Source organism: Alteromonas gilva, assembly GCF_028595265.1.
Taxonomy (GTDB): Bacteria; Pseudomonadota; Gammaproteobacteria; order Enterobacterales; family Alteromonadaceae; genus Alteromonas; species Alteromonas gilva.
On the sequence record NZ_JAQQXP010000001.1, the window covers coordinates 594,921 to 619,205 of the forward strand.

General features: G+C 48.5%; 14 protein-coding genes. 10 read left to right on the top strand and 4 right to left on the bottom strand.

The genetic code is table 11. From position 1 onward, the window contains the following. Positions 1-67: 67 nt before the first annotated feature. The 6 genes from OIK42_RS02735 (at position 68) to OIK42_RS02760 (ending at position 9,120) form a co-directional block, all read left to right on the top strand. On the top strand, positions 68-652 hold the full coding sequence (locus OIK42_RS02735; protein ID WP_273638175.1) for an HAD family hydrolase: 585 nt from the start codon (positions 68-70) through the stop codon (positions 650-652). Between the two features lie 65 nt (positions 653-717). After that, positions 718-1,920: an aldose epimerase family protein gene (locus OIK42_RS02740; protein ID WP_273638177.1), complete on the top strand. Its 1,203-nt coding sequence runs from the start codon at positions 718-720 to the stop codon at positions 1,918-1,920. Positions 1,921-1,962: 42 nt separating this feature from the next. Further along, positions 1,963-3,930 (top strand): glycoside hydrolase family 97 protein, encoded by a 1,968-nt coding sequence (locus OIK42_RS02745; RefSeq protein ID WP_273638180.1) that lies wholly within the window; start codon positions 1,963-1,965, stop codon positions 3,928-3,930. Beyond that, a complete protein-coding gene (locus tag OIK42_RS02750; RefSeq protein WP_273638182.1) occupies positions 3,911-5,827 on the top strand; it encodes a family 43 glycosylhydrolase in 1,917 nt (638 codons plus the stop codon). Before OIK42_RS02745 ends, OIK42_RS02750 begins: the two co-directional genes overlap by 20 nt. A gap of 182 nt (positions 5,828-6,009) precedes the next feature. Beyond that, positions 6,010-6,861 (top strand): alpha/beta hydrolase, encoded by an 852-nt coding sequence (locus OIK42_RS02755; RefSeq protein WP_273638183.1) that lies wholly within the window; start codon positions 6,010-6,012, stop codon positions 6,859-6,861. A 150-nt stretch (positions 6,862-7,011) separates the two neighbouring features. After that, the gene (locus OIK42_RS02760; protein ID WP_273638184.1) at positions 7,012-9,120 is read left to right on the top strand and encodes an alpha-glucuronidase; all 2,109 of its coding nucleotides are present in this window, start codon (positions 7,012-7,014) and stop codon (positions 9,118-9,120) included. 180 nt (positions 9,121-9,300) lie between these two features. Here the strand turns inward: OIK42_RS02760 and OIK42_RS02765 are convergent, their stop codons facing one another. Beyond that, positions 9,301-10,485 (bottom strand): pyridoxal phosphate-dependent aminotransferase, encoded by a 1,185-nt coding sequence (locus OIK42_RS02765; RefSeq protein ID WP_273638185.1) that lies wholly within the window; start codon positions 10,483-10,485, stop codon positions 9,301-9,303. A gap of 316 nt (positions 10,486-10,801) precedes the next feature. Between OIK42_RS02765 and OIK42_RS02770 the strand changes: the two genes are divergently transcribed. Next, a complete protein-coding gene (locus OIK42_RS02770) occupies positions 10,802-11,494 on the top strand; it encodes a tRNA-uridine aminocarboxypropyltransferase (protein WP_273638186.1) in 693 nt (230 codons plus the stop codon). 90 nt (positions 11,495-11,584) lie between these two features. Here the strand turns inward: OIK42_RS02770 and OIK42_RS02775 are convergent, their stop codons facing one another. The 3 genes from OIK42_RS02775 to OIK42_RS02785 are packed head-to-tail and all read right to left on the bottom strand — an operon-like array spanning position 11,585 to position 16,591. Next, positions 11,585-13,120, bottom strand: coding sequence for an alpha-N-arabinofuranosidase (locus tag OIK42_RS02775; protein WP_273638188.1), 1,536 nt, complete (start codon positions 13,118-13,120; stop codon positions 11,585-11,587). A gap of 13 nt (positions 13,121-13,133) precedes the next feature. Continuing rightward, complete coding sequence (locus tag OIK42_RS02780) at positions 13,134-14,087, bottom strand: glycoside hydrolase family 43 protein (RefSeq protein WP_273638189.1); 954 nt, start codon at positions 14,085-14,087, stop codon at positions 13,134-13,136. Positions 14,088-14,143: 56 nt separating this feature from the next. After that, the gene (locus OIK42_RS02785; RefSeq protein WP_273638191.1) at positions 14,144-16,591 is read right to left on the bottom strand and encodes a LamG-like jellyroll fold domain-containing protein; all 2,448 of its coding nucleotides are present in this window, start codon (positions 16,589-16,591) and stop codon (positions 14,144-14,146) included. 494 nt (positions 16,592-17,085) lie between these two features. Here OIK42_RS02785 and OIK42_RS02790 point away from each other — a divergent pair, with 494 nt between their 5' ends. From OIK42_RS02790 to OIK42_RS02800, 3 genes are all read left to right on the top strand, one after another. After that, a complete protein-coding gene (locus OIK42_RS02790) occupies positions 17,086-19,842 on the top strand; it encodes a TonB-dependent receptor (RefSeq protein WP_273638193.1) in 2,757 nt (918 codons plus the stop codon). 268 nt (positions 19,843-20,110) lie between these two features. Then, the gene (locus OIK42_RS02795) at positions 20,111-21,526 is read left to right on the top strand and encodes an MFS transporter (protein ID WP_273638194.1); all 1,416 of its coding nucleotides are present in this window, start codon (positions 20,111-20,113) and stop codon (positions 21,524-21,526) included. A gap of 254 nt (positions 21,527-21,780) precedes the next feature. Next, entirely contained in the window at positions 21,781-24,246 is a 2,466-nt protein-coding gene (locus OIK42_RS02800; protein ID WP_273638196.1) for a glycoside hydrolase family 127 protein, read from the top strand. The last annotated feature ends 39 nt before the right edge of the window (positions 24,247-24,285 follow it).

Below are 24,285 nucleotides of genomic sequence, written 5' to 3' on the forward strand. Positions count from 1 at the left end.
ATATAACGGCAGACATAACGTGTTAAGTTTGCCGTTATTTTTTGGATCGTACAGTTGAGGATGAGCTATGGTTGATTTAAGCGTATACGAAGGGATTGTTTTTGACATGGATGGCACGCTGGTGGACTCTATGCCAGCCCATATGGAAGCATGGCGACACGCATGCGAACACTATGGCTATCCGTTTGACCTTGAGTATATGAATTCTCTGGGGGGCGTGCCCACGCGCCAAACGGTGGTCATACTCAACGAAAAATTTGGCGTTAACCATGACCCCTCAGCGGTTGCTCAGTACAAGCGTGAAGCATGGGAAGCGATGAAGTTAGAGCCGGTACTTATTGAATCTACCATGGCCGTATTCGAACATTACAGACCCAGCATGGCAATTGGCATTGGCACGGGTGCAGAACGTTCCCACGCAGAGCACTTATTGTCGGCCCATGGTCTACTTGCACGTATTGACTCGCTCGTAACCGCCACCGATGTCAGCAACGGCAAACCCCACCCAGAAACATTTTTAACCGTCGCCAGGCAGATGGGCATTGAACCTGATAAGTGCGTAGTGTTTGAAGACACAGACATTGGCTATCAGGCTGCCAGAGACGCAGGCATGGACTGTATAATGGTTAAGGATGGCAAAATACAAGCGTAATAAGCTTGCATTTCTCCCCTTAATTGTAATATAAAAGTATAAAAATTATTATGGGAATGTAAAACATGTCGCTATCTTCACCAGCGTTGCAACTCTCAACACTATTTTCTCGCCCTGCTAAGCAAACCAAGTGGTTTGTTGCTGGCGTGCTAACACTTACATTCGGCTATGCAAATCAGGTAATGGCCGACGAAGGACAAACTATGACAGCTAAGCCCAGCGCAACAGTTAGCGCTTATGGCGCGCTCAGTGATGCGACGCCGGTTCAAAAAGTGACACTCAAAAACAGTAATAATATTGAAATCGATGTGATCAGCTATGGCGGCATTATCACCCGTATGATGGTACCCGATGCCAAGGGTGTCCCTGGTAATATCGTCTACGGTATGGAAAGTATCGAAGAGTACGAACAGGGTAATCCCTATTTTGGCGCTTTGATTGGTCGTTACGGCAACCGTATTAAAGACGGTAAATTTACCCTTTTTGGTACTGAGTATCAGTTAGCCAGAAATGACGGTGACAATCATTTGCACGGTGGTGTACAGGGCTTTGATAAGAAAGTCTGGAAAATGACCCCGTTTGCTAATGAGCAAAGCGCGGGTGTTGTACTGACACTGGTAAGCCCGGATGGCGATCAGGGCTACCCTGGCGAACTCACCACAGAAGTGACGTATACGCTAACCAACAACAATACGTTAGATATGCAGTATATTGCGACAACTGATAAACCCACCGTGGTGAATCTGACTCAGCATTCATACTTTAACCTCGCTGGTGAGGGCACCATTTTAGATCATGAGCTGCAAATCAACGGCGAGTATATTACGCCTGTAGATAGCGGCCTGATCCCCACCGGTGAGCTTATGCCAGTGGCCGGTACACCGTTTGATTTTACCACGGCAAAAACCATTGGTGCGGACATCAACGCTGATAATGAACAGCTGGCCCGTGGTAAAGGCTATGACCATAACTATGTGATCAAAGACACTGTGGACAGTGAGCTTATCGAAGCGGCAAATGTGTATGACCCATCCAGCGGTCGTGTATTGCGCGTGTTAACCGAGGAGCCAGCGGTGCAGTTTTATTCAGGCAACTTCCTTGAAGGTGCAACATCCGGTTTTGGTCAGGAACATATTTTCCGCGGTGCGTTCTGTTTAGAGCCGCAGCATTATCCTGATTCACCCAATCAGCCGGCATTTCCGAGTACAACATTGTTGCCTGGTGAAGTGTATTCAACCCGTATCGTTTACGAGTTTGATACCAAGTAAATTCTCAGAGCAGTATATTCTTAGTCATAAGAGTGTTAAACAATGTTCAAAAACCGTCTCATTCTGACATTGCAAATTGTTGTTGTGGGTCTGTTCATGCAGGCCAACGCAACCACACAAGCGCTGTTTAGCCTGAAGAGTCCTGACAGCGCTTTGACGATGGACCTGACCATCAGCGAAGCGGGTGCGTTGCAATATCAACTCAGTCGTCATGGTGAGACGGTCATTAAGCCCTCACGGCTTGGTATCGAGCTAAATAATACGCAGTTTCTTGACGCTCTTAGCGTAGCTGAGCCTGGCGAACAAAGCATGGTGCATCATCGCTATGAGCTTATACATGGCAAGCAAAGCCTTATTGAATACGCTGCTACAGAACGTGCCGTAACGGTAACGAACAACGAAGACAATCAGTTAACGTTGCGTTTTCGCTTAAGCAACGACGGACTGGCGTACCGCTATGAGCTGGGTGGTGAATCTGCGGACGACAGGGTGGTAACGCAGGAGCATTCCGCTGTCAGCTTTTATGCCTCAACGGAAGCCTGGTTACAGCCTAAAGCAGCTGCCCAGTCCGGCTGGATGAACACTAATCCCTCCTATGAAGAGGAGTACCTGAGCGGCAAGGTCACCGACCTCACACCAGCGTTTGACCATGGTTGGGTGTATCCGGCGCTGTTCAAATATAACGACCATTTTGTGTTGCTGTCTGAAGCGGGTATACCAGCAGGCTATGCGGCTTCACATTTAATCTCAGACAACCAGGGCAATGTCACACTAAGCTTTCCGCATCCGGCTGAAACGGTCACGAATGGTGCGTTACTGCCGCAAGCATCATTGCCGTTTCATTCCCCCTGGCGCTTAGTGTTGGTCGGTGATTTGGCAAGCATAGCCGAGTCGACACTGGGCACGGATCTCGCCGAGCCTTTAGCATTAGCTAAAACCGGATTTGTCAAACCGGGGGTGGCTGCATGGAGCTGGGGACTGCTGAAGGACGATTCGGTTGTTTATCCGGTGCAAAAGGAATTTATAGATTATGCAGCAGATATGCGCTGGCCCTACGTATTGGTTGATGTTAACTGGGATCAAAATATTGGCTATCAACGGATTGCCGAGTTGGCCGACTACGCCAGGCAAAAGCAGGTGCGGTTATGGCTCTGGTATAACTCATCCGGAGCCTGGAATCAAACCGTCTACAGCCCTAAAAGTGCGTTACTGACCCGCGCTGACAGACGCACTGAATTTGCCCGTTTACAACATATGGGCATCGCGGGTATTAAAGTCGACTTTTTCCCGGGCGACGGCGCTGCAGTATGGGATTATTTCAAAGGTATTTTACGCGATGCTGCAGACTTCGATCTGATGGTGAATTTTCATGGCGTGACATTGCCACGTGGGTTACAACGTACTTACCCTAATCTGATGACTGCCGAAGCAATTAAAGGCCAGGAAATGATCACGTTTTTCCAGGACTTTGCCGACCGTCAGGCGTATCACGCTACGCTGCAGCCATTTACCCGTAATGTGTTTGACCCGATGGATTTTACGCCGCTGGTTCTGGGCGATATTCCGAATATAGAACGCCGCACCAGTAATACTTTTGAGCTGGCCGAAACCATTTTATTTTATTCCGGCGTGCAGCATTTGGTTACGACGCCTGCACAAATGGCCAACGTGGAGCCGCATGTCAAAGCGTTCTTACAACACCTGCCCACCACCTGGGACGAAACCCGTTTTATTGCGGGTTATCCGGGCGAGTATGTGGTGATGGCAAGACGCAAGGGTTGCCAGTGGTATATTGCTGGGATCAATGCACAGTCAGCTCCCCAACAGGTGGTGATATCAAAGAATGATTTTCCGTTAGCCAAAGCTAAGCTTTTAACCCAGGGCAAAACACCGCGCGATACCGAGCAGCACATACACGCCAACGGTGACGTAACGCTATCAATAGCACCAAACGGTGGTTTTGTACTCACGACTCAAAGAGAGAAAAACTATGATTGCGAAGTCGATTAAACGACTCGGAGCAGGCGTATTGCTGTGCGCAACCCTTATCGGTTGCAACAGCACAGAACAAACGGCTGCCTCCAAAACAGAATCTGTTGCTAAATCGGCCGATGAAAATGCCACCCAGGCGTCCGGTATTTTTACCAATCCGCTCTTTCCCAATGGTGCCGATCCATGGTTGGAATACTGGGACGGCAATTACTACCTGACCACGACAACCTGGACCTCGCAATTGGTCATGCGTAAGGCGCCAACGCTGGCTGGTCTTGCTGATGCAACGCCGGTAAATGTATGGTCGTCAACCGACCCGGATCGCTGCTGTAATTTCTGGGCGTTTGAATTTCATCGCCTCAAAGGACCCAACGGCTATCGCTGGTACATGATGTATACCGCCGGTCGCGATGGCACGCTTGACTACCAACACCTCAATGTATTGGAAAGTGTTGGTGATGATCCGATGGGACCATACCAGTACAAAGGCGCGTTAATGCCGGGTATCTGGAATATCGATGGAAATTATTTAGAGCATAACGGTAAGCTTTATGTCATCTACTCGCAGTGGCGAGGTGATACTCAGCTTAACATTATTGCGGAAATGGAAAACCCCTGGACATTGAAAGAAGATCAGGAACACATGGTACTTACCACCCCTGAACTCGACTGGGAAATCAGTGGCCGAAAAGTCACCGAAGGCGCAGAAATACTGCAGCGTAACGGGCGTACTTTTATGACCTACTCAGCCAGCTTCTGTAACACGCCGGATTATAAACTGGGCTTACTCGAACTGGTCGGCGACGATCCAATGAATCGCGATCACTGGAAGAAGTTCCCTGAGCCGGTATTTACCCGCACCGAAACTGTGTTTGGCCCAGGTCACAATGGTTTCTTTACTTCGCCGGATGGCACTGAAGAGTGGCTGGTGTATCACGGTAATGACTCAGTAGAGCATGGTTGTAGCGCGACGCGTTCACTGCGCGCGCAGAAGTTTACCTGGAACGATGCGGGTGAGCCGGAATTTGGTGAGCCACTGACGCCGGGCGTCGAAGTTGCGCCGCCTTCTGGTGAAAATGGCCCGCTGGTTACCCGCGTGCAAGGACAGCGCTATCAGCTGATGAATTCTACCAGTGAGCTGTGTCTGGACATCGCCGCTGACCCTGAAGATGCCCGCGCAGTGCAGCGCCAGTGTGCCGGCACTAACGGTCAGTGGGTACTGGACTCAACCACAGATGGGTTTGTGCGTCTGGCCAATCGTGAAGACAGTAAGTTTTTGGAAGTGGCGAACTGTAGTACTGCTGATAACGCCCGCGTGCAATCTGCCGCATGGCGCAACAATTATTGCCAGCAGTGGAAGGTAGAGGCCGGTATTGATGGCAATGTAACGCTGACTAACCGTTACTCAGGTAAGCCTCTCGCGGTGGCGGGCTGCTCTGCGTCGGCTAATCAGGCCGTATTGCAACAAAACGCTGACAGTGCCTGCACCCAGTGGCAACTGCGCCCAATGGGCGAAGTAGCGCTGATGAACCAGCAAAGTGGTAAAACGCTGGCTATGAATGGCGACAACGTTGAGCAACAGGCGTTTGATTACAAAGACGAGCAAAGCTGGTTGTTTGTACCCACCGATACGGGCTATCTGTCACTTAAACAAGCCAGCGACAGTGAAGTGTGTGTAGGTGTCAGTGACAATCAGGTTGTGCCGGGCGCCAACGTCGCTATGGTTGATTGCGCTGAAAAGACTGCGCAATGGCGCCTGACGCCTAAAAAGGGCGGCGGCATGATGCTGTTTAATCGTTACACCGGTTTACCCCTTGGTTTAACTAACTGTGGTCTTGCCGAAGGCACTAACATTGCCCAACAACCCGATTTGAGCAATCGCTGCCAAATTTTCCACTTGCGTGAGCCTCAGTAAGGGCTGACAGGTTATAGGTTGTCCCAAGGGGGGAGCACCGGGTAGGGCGGTGCTTCCCCCTTATTTTTTGGGGCGCTTGCTACTATGGAATATTAGGATCTGTTGACCGGCATGATTTCGCCTATAATTACTGATAGGCTAAGGTTCGTTAAATGTGTTTTTAGATCAACCTAAGGAAAGGTATGCATCGTCAATTATGGTTGTTACTCATTGCGCTGTTGTCACTCGCCCTGGTAACAGGTTGTGTTATTCAGGTCACGCCGCAAAATCTTATCTATCAGTCCTCTGCGGTTGAAAAGCTCGACTTAACCGCGTTTCGCAACAAAGCCTACCAGGGTGAAATGTCGGTAGCGGTAAAGACTGTCAGCGTTACCAGTGAAGGAGGCTATAAAATACGCGGTATTCAGGCCTTGTATCATAATGCCCGGGTAAATATTCTGATATTCGGTGGCAATGGCATGAGCATTAATAAGTCTGCCAACATCGTACATCGGTTTGGCGCAATCCCTGCCAATGTGATGTGGTTTGATTATCCGGGGGTAGGAATAAGTGACAAGCCGGTAAAGCTTAACTCTGCAGCGATGATGGCTGATGCCCTGGCGGTGTATGATTTTGCCACAGAAACCTTACGTAATGACAAACCCTTTATTGTGCACGGCATTGAACTTGGCTCGACTGTCGCCGCGACTATCGCAACAGAACGCAACCTCGATGGTCTGGTGTTACAGGGGCCAATCGTTAATCTGTCTCAGCTTATTAAAGATAACTCACCGGGTATGTTTACGCGCTGGCGACTTTCCGATGAACTCAGATCGGTGGATAATGCGTATCAGATAGCCAGATATAAAGGGCCATTGTTGATTATGGTTGGCGAAAAAGACTTAACAACGCCGCCAAAGTACAGCGAAATTCTTTATCGGGTATCCAGCTCTGAGAATAAGAATCTGGTAGTGATAGAAGGCGCAGGGCACAACAAGCTCATGGACAGCCCGATAGCTCTCGATGCTTATCGAAGTTTTATTAAAAGCCTGTAACTGTGTCGCCTGACACCGGCTACGGAGCGTTAAATTTTCCGTTGTCGTTTTACGTTTTATTGTCTTTTTAACACTAAATTTACTTATTCAATGGAGCCTATTATTTTTAATGGTAGGCTGGCGTGAGAAGTATTTATAGTGGAGTGATATGTGCGAATTTTAGCCCTGTTTTTGTCTCTTGCAGTCAGTGTTGCCGCTGTTGCTGTACCCGATTTCAGTGGGGAAGATGGTTATAAACTATGGCAACGTTACGATGTATTTAACGCGGCGTTACCGGCTGGTAGTCTTAATGTCGTCGGCGACTCAGACACCACACATATTATCAGGGATGAATTTCGCCGGGCGTTTGGTAACCGGGTAAGCGAAAAACAGGGAACCCTGATAGTACAGCAGCTTAACAATGAATTGGCCGCCCGCTTTAAGCTGGGGGACAATGTCAGCGCACAACTTAGTGACGAAGGGTTTATTATTAAGTCACTGGGTGACGATATGCTCATCAGCGCGAAAACTGATATTGGCCTTCTCTACGGCAGTTATCATTTATTGCGCATGGTATTCACGCAACAGTCACTGGATACCGTTAACGTATTGCAGAACCCCAAAATTAAACGACGAGTGTTGAATCACTGGGACGACCTGGACCGTCACACCGAGCGCGGTTACGCCGGCGAATCTATCTTTGACTGGCACCGTCTGCCAGTCGATAAAGACCAACGCTATTATGATTATGCCCGGGCTAACGCCAGTATTGGTATCAATGGCATGGTCCCCCTCAACGTTAACGCAAATGCGCTGATCTTAACGCCAATGTATCTGCAAAAGGTCAAGGCGCTGGCCGATATTGTGCGTCCGTATGGCATAAAGATGTACCTTTCTATCAAATTCAGCTCGCCGCAACAGCTGGATGGACTGCCAACCTCTGACCCGCTCGATCCGGCTGTGCAGCAATGGTGGCAAGCAAAGGCTGCAGAAATTTATCAGCTCATTCCGGATTTTGGCGGCTTTTTAGTGAAAGCGAATTCAGAGGGGCAGCCGGGCCCTGGCGATTATGATCGCACTCACGCCGACGGCGCAAATATGCTGGCGAAAGCGCTGAAACCCTACAAAGGTGTGGTGTTCTGGCGAGCATTTGTGTACGCCAACGATGCTGAGAAAGAGCGCAGTTTGCAGGCGTTTGATGAGTTTGTACCCCTTGACGGTGAATTTATGGACAACGTCATTGTGCAGGTTAAAAACGGGCCTATTGATTTTCAGCCACGTGAGCCTTTTAGCCCCCTGTTTGGTGCTACCCCCAACACACCATTAGCCATGGAGCTACAAATTACCCAGGAGTATCTGGGTTTTTCTACTCACCTGGCCTATTTAGGTACGTTATTTGAAGAGGCCATGGATGCCGACACGCACGCTAAGGGTCCAGGCTCAACGGTGGCTAAAGTGGTGGATGGTTCGCTGTTTAACCATCAGCTAACCGGTATTGCTGGTGTTGCCAATACCGGTATGCAACGTAACTGGACCGGGCATATTTTTGCCCAGTCTAACTGGTATGCCTTTGGACGGTTGGCCTGGGATCACACGTTAAGCGCTGAGCACATTGCTAACGAGTGGATAAAGCAAACGTTAACCGTGGAGCCGGATGCCGTGGCGCAGATTGAAGCCATGATGATGCCATCCAGAGAATACATTGTGGAATATATGACTCCGCTGGGACTGCATCATCTGATGGACAGCGGCCACCACTATGGCCCGGGTCCATGGGTGGACAATCTGGGCAGGGCAGATTGGAACCCGGTATATTACCATCGCGCCGATAAGCAGGGCATTGGTATTGATCGAACCGCAGCGGGCACAAATGCAGTAAGCCAGTATGCGCCTTACTGGCAAGAGCGTTTTGCACAGCCGCAAAGCACCCCCAAAGAGCTCTTATTGTGGTTCCATCATTTACCGTGGGATTACACCATGCCAAATGGAGAAACCTTGTGGAATGAACTGGTACGTTACTATTATCGTGGTGTTGAGGGCGTTACTGACATGCAAAGTCGTTGGCAACAGGTTAAACCCTATATTGATGCCAATCAGTTTCGCCAGGTCGACATGGCGTTGCAAATTCAAATGCAAGAGGCGAAGTGGTGGCGCGACGCCAGTGTATTGTATTTCCAAACCTTTTCGGAACGGCCTATACCCGATGGCCTGCCTAAGCCAGAAGGGAGTTTAGACTATTACCAGTCGTTGACGTTTCCTTACGCGCCAGGGCAGGGCTAAGGGCTTTGTGCCCTGAATTTTTCCTGACGGTGAGTCGCCTCTCGCCGTACCCTGGTTAATCAAAGCGGTATGAAAAAAGCGATACGGACGATGCAAAAATATATCCATCGTCCTGTATCGCTTTTCGATAACGGCCAGTGATGTTCAGAGGCCAGGCCCGGTTGGGTAATTAATCGAGGGTTAAGCCAGTACGGCTTTCATGGCTTTTACACATGCATCAGTTTCTTCAGGTGTACCAACGCTGATACGTGACCATGTGTCGTAGCCTGGCCAGGTGCGGCCTACCACTTTAATGCCTAATGCACGCATCTTGTCAGAGAACTCCTGATGTGGCATGCCGGTATCCATATAAATAAAGTTACCCTGTGGGTTTTTGGCATACGCCTGACCCAGCTCTTGTGCGGCAGCGGTTAGCTTGGCGCGCTCTGTTTTAACGCGGTCACGCATGGTGTTGAGGTTAGCGTGATCATCCATACTTGCCATACCAGCCACCAGGCCCAGGTAGTTCACACCACCCATACGCAGTTTGCGGCCTAATTGCTGTGCCTGCTCAACCGGCATGATTGCATAACCTAAACGTTGGCCAGCCATGGCGTGAATTTTGGAAAAGGTGCGACAAATAACCACGTTGTAACCATCGGCTGCCAGTTGCGACTGTACGTTAGCCGGGTACGCATCTGACATTTCAATATAGGCTTCATCAATGAACACCTGGGCCTTTTGCGAAACGCGTTTTGCAAAAGCAGTCAGCTTCGCAGCATCGACGGCACGACCTGTAGGGTTATTTGGGTTACAAATATACACGGCGGTAGTGTCATCGGTAACCGCTGCTTCGATGGCATCTAAATCGAAGTCCATGTTGGCATCAAGCGGTACGTAGGTCACATCTGCACCCATAAACTCGGCACCACGAGGAATACCTTCGTAGGTGGCTTCTGAGGTAACCAGCTTATTGCCGTTTTGCGTAATCCATTCGGCATAGCCAAACAGGATGGGGGATGAGCCATTGGTTACCACCACCTGATCTTCAGACACGCCTTCTTGCTTAGCTATCTTTTTCTTTAACACGTCAGTGGTTGGATCGGCATAGCGACACAGGTTAAACAATTCGCCTTTCATGGCTTCTACTGCTTTTGCCGAGGGGCCAAAGGCATTTTCATTGGATGACAAACGCACCAATCCATCATTTAAGTTGGGGGTAGCCGATGGGAAATGCTCTGTTGGCATACCCGCTGCGCTAAGTTCTTTAACACCTGAATCTACACAAGCTGACAACGCAGCTGCTCCTGCACCTAAACCGACTGTTTTTAGCCATTTACGGCGCGAAGAATCCATTGGTTGGTTATTTTGCATCTCAGCTTTCATTTCAGTTTTATCCTTTGCTCTTTTTTTAATTATACCGTATACGGAATATCCAGATTAAATAGTAACTAGCCAAGATGCAATAGCCGGATAAAATTCAAACAGATGAAGTGCCAAAATTTATAGACCGATAACTAAAACACGGAGAACTCCACACTCAATCTCACAACATGGCGGTGATTTTTTCTCTTGTTGTTCACCTGTTTGGCGAAACCTGGCAGTACTTGAATAACGGTAAATCACTTTCGGCATTGCCAGTCATCGAAGCTTTTCGCTAACTGGGTTAAACTGGTAGCCTGTCTTTACGTGAGGTCTCACTTTGCACAACTCTGTATTAGCGCTGCGTCAGCGTGAGCTGGTTAAATCCACCCGGCCATTTTTAGCCCGTGGTGGCAAAGTGATCCGATGCGAGGCATGCCTGTTACCGGCCCAAAACTGTATTTGCGCACATGTGCCAGCGCCCCAGGCCGATTGTGCTTTTGTGCTGCTGATGTTTAAGGGCGAATGTTACAAGCCTACTAACACCGGGCGTCTTATTGCCGACGTGGCCAAACATAACTTTGCCTTTACCTGGCATCGCACCGAGCCGGACCCTGACTTTCTGGCTTTAATCGATGATCCCCAATACCAGCCGATTATCGTGTTTCCACATGATTACGCCGAGCCACACCGGTGCATCCATCAGGTGCCGGCAACAGGCAAAATACCGTTGTTTATTATGCTTGATGGAACCTGGCGTGAAGCACGCAAAATGTTTAAAAAAAGTGAGTACTTGCAAACTATTCCGGTTATGGGAATAAAGCCTCAAAGCCAATCGGACTATAAACTGCGTGAGGCGGCTCATGGCTATCAGCTGTGCACGGCCGAGGTGGGCGTTGAGGTATTAAAAGTGGCTGGTGAGCCACAGGCAGCAGCAACACTGGCTCATTATTTTAAGGTGTTTCGCCATCACTATGTAAAAGGAAAACCCCATTTGACTGATACCCACACGTCGGCAGATTTGGGGTTGTAATACCTATCATTTACGCTGCGCAGACGGGACGCTAACAGGCTGGCAAAAAAAAGCGCAGCCAGGGCTGCGCTTAATTCATAATGGTTGGTGCTACTTAAGCTCTGCAACCACGACCGATTTGGCCGGTAATACAAAATTATCTGCGTCAGCAGTAAATGCTGTTGGTTTGACCTGCCCTTTCGCATCAAAGGTATTCTTTGCGGTAATGGCATCGGCAGTGAGTATTTGTCCCGACAGTGACGCGAAGTCGGCACCGCTGAGGTTCAGATTAATCTCTGCATCGACAGCAGGGTCAAGGTTAACCAGGGCAATATACACTTTGCCGTCGGTGCCCCTGGCAATGGATGTGGTGACTGCCGGTAAGGTTTGCTCACCATTGCTGTACTCACCGCTTGCAATAGAGTACGGAATGGCTGTTGCGTCCTGGAACACTTTATACATGCCATACACGTGGTAGGTTGGTGTGAGTAACATATCTGCGCCATCGGTGAGGATCATGGCCTGTAACACGTTTACCATCTGGGCAATATTAGTCATGTGCACGCGATCGGCATAGTCGTGGAAAAGGTTAAAATTGACTGCGGTTAATACCGCATCACGCAGGGTGTTTTGCTGATACAAAAAGCCGGGTTCACGATCTGGCTCCGGATCATACCAGGTCCCCCACTCATCGACATACAAGCCAATGTCACCGTCGGGATCATTTTGCTCTAACTTAGCGATATTGTCCCTCAGGTACTTATCCATGCGGTAAGTACGTTCCATGGTTTTAAACCAGTCGCTTTGGTCAAACTCGGTGGCGTGGCCTTTATTTTGCCAGTCGCTATTGGGCAAGGTGTAAAAGTGATAGCTGATGCCGTCCATATTGCGTTCAATATTAGCACTCAGTACGTCGGTCCATTCAGTATCTTCGGTATGGCCACCACTGCCGACTAATTTAGGTTTTTTACCCGGCGGGGTTTTAATAAAGGTGGCAAACTGATTATAAAGATTAACGTAGTACTCAGGCGACATGTGCCCGCCACAACCCCAGCTTTCATTACCTATGCCAAAGTAGGCGATGTCCCAGGGCTCATCACGGCCGTTGGCACGTCGTTCATTGGCCAGCGTTGAGTTTTTGTCTGACGTCATGTACTCAACCCATTCGGCCATCTCGCGGACGGTTCCGCTGCCTAAGTTACCATTGACGTAAGCATCGGCGCCAAGCAGCTCAACAAAGTCGAAAAATTCATGGGTGCCCACTGCGTTGTCTTCTTCTACACCGCCCCAGTGAGTATTGACTTTTACCGGACGCTCAGACGGATCGCCGATGCCATCACGCCAGTGATATTCATCGGCAAAACAGCCACCCGGCCAGCGTACCAGCGGTACTTTAATGTCGCGCAAGGCGTTTAATACGTCATTACGAAAGCCCTTGGTATTGGGGATGTCCGAGTCTTTACCTACCCAGATCCCCTCATAAATACCACGGCCAAGGTGCTCAGCAAACTGCCCGTAAATGTCTTTGTTAATCGTTGGGCCCTGTTGGCTAACATCCGCCTCAATACTGACTTCATGTTGTTTGGAAACACAGCCAAACGATAATCCAACGCCAAATAATGCGGCGACGAGCAGTTTTACCTTCATTGTTTTCCCCTTATTACTTTTGGATACCTTCAGTGGTCATGATGACACGTTTAAGTGAACCATCATCGTTGTAGTGTAAACGATCGATTGCTACAGAGCGACGGAAACGGCCACCGCTGGGTTTACCATTTTTGGGAGGCAGTGCACCCGTATGGTAAATAAAGTAATCTTTGCCCTTATAGGAAATGACTGACTGGTGGTTAGTTTCGGAATTGCCGGCTATTTCGTTTAAAATGCCTTTATATTCCCAGGGGCCGTGAATACTTTTACTCATGGCATAACAAATCTTTTCCGGGAATTCACAGGCATAGCTCAAATAGTAGTTATCACCTTTTTTGTGTACCCAGGCAGCCTCGGTAAAGTTGGGTACATCAATGGTCTTGATGTCGCCATCTAACTCCAGCATGTTGTCTTTGAGTTTCACGTATTTTGGCATCAGGTTACCAAAAAACATGTAGGTATCGCCGTTTTCCTCAATGAAAATGGCCGGATCAATATCGTCCCAGTCATTGGGAGTGTGTTTGGTCATGTCGTCAGTGACTAAAGCTTTACCGATAGCATCCTTAAACGGACCAGTAGGAGAGTCTGAGGTGGCTACACCGATAGCAAACCCTGGCTTGTCATCTTTGTGACGCACTGTGGTGTAAAAATAGAAAGTGCCATCCTTTTCTACCATATGTGAGGCCCAGGCATCGCCTTTTGCCCAGGAAAAGTCAGTGGCTTTCATAATAGGACCATGGGCTTGCCAGTTCACCATGTCGGTTGAACTAAACACTAACCAGTCATGCATCTCAAAAAATACATCATTGTTCGGCGCTTCATCGTGTCCGGTATATAAATACACCGTATCATTGTGCACCATCGCGGCGGGGTCTGCGGTGAAGACGTCGGTGATTATTGGATTATCGGCCTGCACAACTGTCGATACAGCCAATAAGGTTGCCAGAGAAAGTGTTTTACGCAACATAAAAATTCCTTGCAGAAAAAAGAGGCGGACGCGTTGCGCCGCCTCCTGACCAGTACTTATGGGTTAGAAAATAGCTCGAATACTTCATCCGCATTGAGTGATTTATCGTAAACGCGTAGTTCGTCTACCTGACCCTCAAACAGCGCATCCTGCTCAAAATAGTTGATACCAAACAGGAAGTCACCCGGATTTCCGGTAAACAAATCAGGGAAGTCTGTACCGGTAAATTTAGCTTCACCATCTATGTACACCGTTACGTCACCGTCGTTTACACTAAAGACTAAGTGAGACCAGCTATTAAGTGGTATCTTCTCGCCAGTGGTGCCATCGAACCAGCTACCGTTGTTATTGCTCCACAGCATGGTGTTCTCATCCCAGCTCATTGGTACCAGGCTGATCCAGCTGTCATCGTCGATGCCGGCAAAAAACGTGGGGGTGAACTGATTATCAGCAGCGGGATTAACCCACAGAGAAACAGTATACTGATTACCTGTGATTAACTGCCCCGGGAAACGAATACCACTGGTACCATCCAGTATGGCAGCACTGCCGTTTACGCCATCAACGTAATCGATAGTTGCTCCTGAACCGGTGTAAACCGTACCTGTGCCAGTGGCGTCCTCGAAAACGTTATTGCTGTCGGCCAGTGAATTGTCGAAGGCATAATGCGCCAGTAAGCCAGACCCAGAGTCTGCGCGGACTGTAATGCTAAATGTCTCGGATGCGGTGACTTGATCCAGGCTGACTGAAACAGTCAGTGTCACCTCTACATCGCCTTCAGCCGCGCTTGGGCGTGTTACCGTGCCGTCAGCCGCGATATATTCAGGGTGCGAAGAGGTCCAGGTTAACGTAGCCCCTAACAGCCCCTCGGTAGGCAGTGTCACACTCGAGGTAATCACGTCGGCATAGTCAAGGCTATCGACAATGGCAGCCACCGCCTGGTCATAATCAACCACAGGCATTCTGGTGCCCCAAACTGCATTACCGTTTTCAGAAACCAGGGTAAATGCCGGCACCAACAATTCTTCCTGCTCATGCCATTGCCACAATGCTTTGCCCGAATAAGACGTAGACGAAGATTGAATGGTTAATGTGTTGTTTTCGAGCGTGTAGGTACCCTCAATAGCGCCGGATACGTTACCGTCGGTATCCAGGGTTACGTAATTCGCTTCTTTAACTGTGCGATTGATATCCTTACCATGGTTGATGACCTGGTAAATACCCAGAATATCTTCTTCGTCGACGATGTTTTCGCCTTCAACAGGTGAATAACGGTGCGGCGCAATCAGCGGCCAGCCATCTTCGCTAAAGAGTAATTCGTGGACGCGCACTTCATGAAACTCACCGGAATTCGGAAAGCGCGTATGGAAAAATGTCAGGTATTTGCCAAGTTCTTCGGCATAAATCGCAGAGCCGTGACCGGGTGCCATATAGCCATAGTCATTACCGGATAACCCCAGCTCTGAGGCAAATTCAAAACCGCCAATAACCTTGTTGCCGTAAGGCGCAATAGCCTCATAGCCGCCAATGGCGCTGATCATATCCTGACCCAATGAATCCACAAACGGGCCATCTGGGGTGCGAGACCGTGCTACGCGCATGTTGTAACCACCGTTCTGGTCGTAGCCGCCGTACGAGGTAAACAGGTAGTAGTAGTCGTGCTCAGCATTATAGAGCATGAACGGCCCTTCAATGGATGAATAATTACCACCGGTTAACTTGGTGCCATAACTGTTCGGATCCAGAGGCAGACCGGTCTCAGGGCTTAACTCCATCACAAAAATACCGCCGGAATAAGACCCGTATACCATCCATAAACGACCTTCTTTGTCGAAGAAGACATCAGGGTCAATGGCGTTGGGGTGAATATTACCGTTGTAGTTTTCACCGTTGATACCCGGACCCTCACCATCGCGATGGCCGCTTTTGAGGATAAGCTGAATATTCTCGTAAGGGCCTTCAACATTGGCTGATTTTGCTACGCCAAGGTAAGAGCGGGAAATACAGTTACCGTCTGGCGCCTGGGCGCAGTGGTTGTAGTAAAAGTAAAAATTACCGTCTTCAAGTTGAATGACGTCTGCTGCCCATGAGCCAATGTAGCCGTCGGTCCAGGCAATACCCTCGGCCGCTTCTTCGGCATAGGTATCAAATAAAGGGTTGGCGTCATTAACCAAATCAGCCACACGGGTCCAACGGGTTAAATCTGCCGTTCTGGCAGAAGACAGATGCGATCCAAACACATAATACTGATCATCAGCTTTGACGACGGACGGATCGTGAACACCAATATCGAAAAAGATAGGCGCTTCACTGACAGTTGGATTTGCTACGGGGCCTTCGCCGCCGCTACCACCGCCGGTTGTTGGCGGAGTGCCGCCGCCGTCACCACCATCTCCACCATCAGTGGGTGGAGGTGTGGGCACCTCAGTGCTTCCTGAATCTGACCCCCCGCCACAACCACCGAGGAATGCCACGAAGAGCAATACCAATGTTAGTTTTTGCATATAAGAATCCTCGCAATAATACTATTGTAATACTTTTTTAAAGAATCAGAGGATAGCATAGTTCAACGTCTTGTAAATACCATGTAAAATGATAAGTGGCAGGAATGTTTCAGGCTGTTATAAAAAATGCAGGATTGCCTGGAAAGGTGTAAATAAAGATATAGTATTATTTAAATGCTGTAATGCTTTACGTGCAGCGCTAATGGCCCATACTTAGTTGTGCACATTATTTGTGCGTATAATCCCAGTGCAGACAAGCATCTTGCAAATAAGTTGCAAATTGGGGTGTTGTAAATGTAAAAAATTTAACATTTGGACGTTGACAGCTCATATGTCATACAATAATATGATAGTGAATAACAAAAAGTTAACACAATACACAATAACGTAAAGAAAGCATTGGAACCTACGTGCACACCAGCACACGGTAATTCAGTAATCACATCCGAACATCATTATTCATATCGGATGATTTAAACTGGGAGATAACACATATGTTCAAGCGAACGCATATTGCCACAGCCATTGTGATGGCTATGTCATGGCAGGCCTCATACGCTCAGGACACAAACACACAAGAAGATACAGTAGAGATCATTGAGGTTTCTGGTGTACGAAGCAGTCTTAATAAAGCTATCGCGATCAAGCGTCAGGAAAAGCAAATCGTCGATTCGATTGTTGCCGTTGATATCGGTAAGTTCCCAGACAACAACGTGGTAGAGGCATTACAGCGTGTAACTGGTGTGCAGGTCACCGACCGCGGTGCGGGTGAAGTCAATACCGTGACGATTCGTGGTTTGTCAGACGTGACCACAACTGTTAATGGTCGTAACATCTTTACCTCTGCAGGCCGTGCTGTAGCGCTGGCCGATATTCCAGCCGCCTTACTTGAAAGTGTTAATGTTTATAAAACACGTTCTGCCTCGCAGATTGGTAGTGGTATTGCTGGTCAAATCGATGTAAACACCCAGCGCCCGTTCAATTTTGACGGTGCAGCTGTTGTGGTCGCCGGTCGTATGATCAACCAGGAGCAGGCAGATAAAACTGACCCACAATTTAGTGCCTTGGTATCAAATCGCTGGGAGCTTGATGGTGGTGGTGAGTTTGGCGCCTTAGTGAATGTGGCGTACACTCGCACAAATTTCCGCGATCAGTCAATTACTGCTGGTGCGATGGTTCCTTTTATGACCGAGCAGCCTGCGGCGGGCTTTACGCCACTGCAACGTATCTTTCCTGACCAGTGTTCACCTAACTGCTGGGAGCCGGGTTTAGAAGAGGGCCTGCCATTTTCTGAAGGTTCTACGCTGAACATAAACGGTGTTGAAACTCCTTATTACTTAGCCCGTGATGCGGTATTCGCGTTTGATGGCACTGGTAAGCGTGAACGTCCTGCGGTTAATGTTTCTTTACAATATGCGCCAAACAGCTCATCTGAATATACCTTTGAAGCATTTTACAATGGTTTCAGTACTGAAAACTTCACAGGTCTGAACTTCTTCTTCGTGGACTGGTGGGGTAACGTTAATCCAAACGATCCTATCGAAACGATTCCTGGCACCAATATTATTCAGTCGCGCTTCGTTAACGATGCGTTCAACTTCAACTCTGCCGACTATGTAGAATCTAGTACTGACAGCTACTTGTATGCGCTAGGTGGTAAATGGTTTATCAGTGACGAGTTTACCCTTAAATCTGAAATCTACTACCAGGATTCTGAGTTTGAAACTGACTTTATGGCCCTGCGTACTAACGCTGGTCAGCCGCGTATTTTTCACCACATCAACCCCAATGGTAATGGTGTTCCAGCGGTTGAAGTCATTAATGGTAGCGTAACCAATCCGGCACAATATTCTGTTGCTGAAATGTACGATAATGGTGGTGCTTCACAAGGTGACTCTCTGACGTTTACCCTGGATGGCGAATACCTGTTGTATGGCGACTTCTTTGAATCGGTGAGCTTTGGTGTGTTTTATGACAAGCGTACTGCAACCGAAGGCAGCCGCGAAATCAGCGGTGCTGCGGGTGGCGCGCCAATGACTGACTTTGACGAGTCTTACTACCGCACTAACAGCGACTTCTTTGATGGCCGAGCTGATTACCCGGAATCATGGGTATTAATGGACGCACAAAAAGCGTTTGGCGAGCGTGATATGTGGCGCGATCGTTATGGCTTTACAGGTGACCCGTTACTGGATACCTTCTACAACTTTGATATCCAGGAAACGACGCTGTCACTGTATGTAGAAACTGATTTCTCAACAGAGATTGGTGGTCGTCAATTAGACGGTCAGCTTGGTTTACGTTATGAAACCTCCGAAGCTGACATGCAGTTCTTCGATCGTTCGTTAGACCCAACGTCTGCTGACCGTGATGATGCGACACTGCTGCCAAGCGCTGTTGTTCGTTATCACCTTACCGACGATTTGATTGCGCGCTTTGCTTATACAGAAACGATTCGTCGTCCTGGTTTCGCGCAGCTTAACTCGTATATTACGTATTTCCCTGACGTAACGAATATCGGTTATGGCACAGCGTCAAGTGGTAACCCTAACCTGGATCCAGTTGAGTCAGTAAACCTCGACTTCTCACTGGAGTATTACTTTGGTGAAGGCAACACGGTTTATGCAACTTACTTCAACCGTGACATCGAAGGTTTGGTGTACGACTCAGTGCGTAACATTGTTGCCCAGGGTCCACAGGATGACGAGCCGTATCCGTATATCCTGAGCCAGCCAGACAATACCTCGAATGCGACCCTGAGTGGTGTTGAGATTGGCGCGGTGTACTTCCCTGAGTGGCTGCCGGATATGTTAGACGGATTTGGTGTGCAGGCGAGTTATACTGCCCTGGATTCAGAGCAGGATATTCCAATCTTTGACCGCACAACCGGTGAGTTAGAGCGCTATATTTCACAGCCTGTATTTGGTGTGTCTGATAGCTCTCATTCTACCGTGTTGGTATACGATAAAGATGATTTGAGCATGCGCTTATCTTACGTATGGCGTGAAAGCTTCCTGCGTAACTACGAGGCGCGTTCATTTGCTAACCCGCTGCCAATTTATTCGCAGCCTGAAAAGTCACTGGACTTCCAGTTAACCTATGACTTGACTGAACAAGTATCGGTAACTTTCGATGCAACCAATATTACTGAAGAGATTTTCTCGCAGTACTATCAGTTCCCTGAAACGCATAACTTCTCTAATGCGTTATACAGTCGTACGTTTGCTCTTGGCTTCCGTTACAACATGTAAAAAATGTAAATAAGTGTGCAAAGTAAAACCCCGGTTTAACCCGGGGTTTTTTTTTAAAAGGGCTTGAACTACCATGCAATACTGGGTTGGCGCGTGATCTAGAGTCGATTAAACATGACGCTAAAACAAGGTTGTTTTAAAAGTATGATAATAGTATATTATGCGTTAACATTTGATTTGCAAATGCAGCAAATAGGGGGCTAAATGAATGCCCTTATTTTTATTTTAATATGCCTGATTTGTTCAGGCTATCAGTCGGAAGCGTGGTATGGTTTCGCATAAGTTAACCCGGTTAGAAAAAATCGGTTTCGGGGCCGGAGACATGGCAGTCAATGTTGTGATCTCGTCGATGATGTTGATCATCACATTCTTTTATACAGATGTTTTTGGCCTCAAGCCATCAGATATGGCACTCATGTTCTTACTGGTGAGGGTTCTGGATGCGGTAAGTGACCCACTAATGGGTATGGTAACAGACCGTTACACCAGTCGTTGGGGTCGATATCGCCCTTATTTCTTGTTCTTATCTGTGCCGTTCGGTATTTCCGTATTCCTCACATTCAGCACGCCAGACGTAGATTATAACGCCAAACTGGTGTGGGCTTACTCTACTTATATCTTTGTTACCCTGATGTTTACGGCGGTGACAATACCCTATATTTCTTTGATCGGTGTAATGACTGCTGATCCAAAAGAAAAACTCTCAGCCAATGGCTATCGTTTGTTCTTCGCTAAGGTGGCGGCATTTTTAGTCACTATTATTGTACCCTGGATGGCTGGTGCGGATTACTGGGAAGGCAATATTGCTGCCGGTTATCAAACCGCGATGGGACTAATGGCTGGGCTTGCCGTGGTAATGTTCCTGTTTTGCTTTTTTACCACGACAGAGCGTTTAGAGCACGAAGTAGAAGAGAAGCCGCTTAAAGAGCAAATTTCTTTACTGTTTAAAAACGACCAATGGCTTATTTTGTGCAGTGTATGTGTACTCGGTACAATTGGTTACGTGGTGCGTGGCTCTGTTGCTTTGTATTATGCTAAATATTATCTCGGCGGCGATGCTGGCCTGCAGTCTATGTTCTTGTCGACGGGTGTGGGCGCAGCGATTTTAGCGATGGTAGCGTCAACATGGATCACCAAGCGTTACTGCAAGGTGAAGCTGTTCCGTTTTAGTCAAATGGCGGTTGGTTTGCTCAGTGCTGCGATGTACTTTCTGGTTGGTCCGCAAGATGTCATTCTGGCGTTCATCCTGTTTTTCTTAATTAGCTTTGTGGTTGACCTGCATGCTCCAATTTTTTGGTCGGCCATTGCCGAAGCGGTTGATTATGGTGAGAGCAAAACCGGTAAGCGTGTTGCTGGTCTGGCGTTTGGTGGAATTTCATTTTGTCAAAAAGCGGGAATGGGCATTGCCGGCGCGCTGGTTGGCTGGTTGCTAACCTATTTTGATTATGAGGCGTCAACACAACAAACCGAGTTTACGCTGCTGGGTATTGTGCTAATGCTGACAGTTATCCCCGGTTTCTTCCATTTTCTGGTGGGTTGGCTCATGGGCCGTTATAAAATTACTGATGATCAGTATCAGCAGCTGTCGGCGGTTGTTCAGGCCAAGCGTAACGCAGTTATTAATGAGCGTAAGGCGAAGGGCGAGAGCATCGACCCAACCGATATTCCAGCCGAATTAAAATAGCGTTTTAATGTTAGTAAACGCGTAATGAGTAATGTTATGGCGGTAATCCAAGGGTTACCGCCTTATTTTTTTGAAGGGCATGAACACAGTGTGCAGAGACAAACAAAAGGCTGGCGCAAGCGCCGGCGCATGTGGTACGCCCTCAGTCGAGACTCAGTAATGGGTAGCGACAAACGCCCTGGGCTGGGCAAGTTAACTCCCGCCAGGCTAACGTTCGCTGCTCCACATTCACCTACTTGCGATGGCTCTTTGGAATGAAAACTACGACAATTAAACACTGGTGTCTGGCAACATGTGTCAGTGCAATTCTCCTGGGTATAAATGGCTGTAGCCAACCAACTGAAGTTAATCAGCAAGCTAATCCTGCTGATAAGGTCGCAGTGACCGATTCTTCTGTTGTGCAGCGCGTTGCTGACGCCCGACTCTTTGATTTACAGCAGGTCCGAATTACCGATGGGCCCTTTGCTCACGCGATGCACACGAACGTCAATTATCTGCTGGCGATGGAGCCAGACAAGTTACTGGCGCCTTACTTACGCGAAGCTGGTATCGCAGCGAAATCTGAATCCTACGGAAACTGGGAGAATACCGGCCTTGATGGTCATATCGGCGGCCATTATTTAAGTGCCCTGAGCCTGGCTTATGCCGCCACTGGTGATACATCGCTGGTGGAACGCCTCGACTATATGCTCGATGAGCTAAAAGCCGCGCAAGAGGCAGGTGATGGCTATTTAGGCGGTATTCCCAACAGCGCAGCGATGTGGGCAGAAATAAAAGCCGGTAATATCAATGCCGATTTGTTCAGCCTGAACGAGCGCTGGGTACCCTTATACAATATTGATAAAATCTTTCATGGCTTGCGTGACGCTTACGAAATCGCTCACCGGGAACAAGCGAAAACTATGCTAATGGACTTAGGCGCATGGATGCTGGATATCACCGCTAACCTAAGTGATGAGCAAATTCAGCAAATGCTTTACTCTGAACATGGTGGTCTCAATGAGGTATTTGCCGACATGGCTAATATCAGCGGCGATGCGCGATACTTAGCGCTAGGCAGAAAATTTACCCATAACACAATACTGGACCCGCTTACCAAGCAGCAGGATAAGCTCACAGGGTTGCACGCGAACACGCAAATTCCCAAAATCATTGGTGCTTTGCGGGTGGCCGAACTGGATGACGATCAGGTTTGGATTGATGCTGCAAAATTCTTTTGGCAAACCGTAACTCAACGCCGAAGCGTGAGTATTGGTGGCAACAGCGTGCGTGAGCATTTTCATGATGAACAGGACTTCACCCCAATGGTTGAAGACATTGAAGGGCCTGAAACCTGCAACACCTATAACATGATGAAGCTGAGTAAAATGCTGTTTTTGCATACGGGAGAACAGCGCTATCTCGATTTTTATGAGCGGGCAACCTATAACCACATTCTCTCCAGTCAACACCCGGAACACGGCGGATTAGTGTACTTTACGTCTATGCGTCCAGGCCATTACCGTATGTATTCATCGGTACATGATTCAATGTGGTGTTGCGTGGGCTCTGGCATCGAAAACCACAGCAAGTATGGCGAATTGGTGTTTACCCATACTGACAATGCGGTATGGGTGAACCTGTTCATGTCTGCCACGGTAAACTGGCAATCCAAAGGTGTGGTTATTGAGCAACAAACCCGGTTCCCTGATCAGGATGAGGTATCGCTGGTTATTGGTACTAACGATACGCCTGCGACGTTTACCCTTAATATCCGCCAACCGGAGTGGGCCAGCAAGGCGTTAGAAGTCAAGGTGAATGGCCAGCCAGCTCAGGCAGTGGTTGCCGATGGATATGTACAGATTAACCGCCAGTGGCAACACAATGACAAAGTGACTTTTAACTTACATCCAGAGCTTACCGTTGAACAACTGCCCGATGGACAAGACTACTACTCGGTGCTTTACGGTCCGGTCGTGATGGCAACACCGGTTACTGCGTTCCAGGATGAAGCGCTCAACTTTGTTGCCGACGATAGCCGCATGGGGCACATTGCCGCGGGCCCGGTTTGCCCACCTGAAGCGTTACCTATTATGCTCGGCGAGCCACAGGTTTTTTTGAATAATCTGCAGCGCGAAGACGCTAACCAACTGGCTTTTATTGCCCAGAACAATGTTGCTATCGCAGAGCCAGTCAAGCCGCAGTCTGCAGCGCGTTTAGTGCCGTTTTTCCGGCTGCATGATTCGCGCTATCAGGTTTACTGGCCTCAATTAGACAAAAGCGGATTTGACCAGTTCGTCACTGATGCCAGCGCCCGGGCCGATAACGAGGCTGCGCTTGCCGCGATGACGGTAGATAAAATAACGCCGGGAGAGCAGCAGCCTGAGGTGGAACACGACTTTAAAGGTCAGGACACCCAGGCTGGTGTTAATAACGGGCGGCACTGGCGTGATGCCAGCGGGTATTTTCAGTACAGGTTGTCTAATCCTGAAAAACGCGCAACAGCGCTACGCCTGACCTATTTTAGTGGTGATGTTGACCGCCGGTTTGATGTGTTGATTAACGGTGAAGTATTAGCCTCCGTGACGCTGCCTGAAGGTCAGCCTGAGGCCGATTTTTATACCGTTGATTATCCACTCAGTCAGGCAATGACGACAGCCGAAGAATTAACCTTAAAGTTTGCGGCTAAACCCGGCTCGGTTGCCGGCGGCATTTACGGTATTCGGCTTATCGCAGAATAATCCTGTACGCACTTACTAAAACCGGCCCTTGCATGGCCG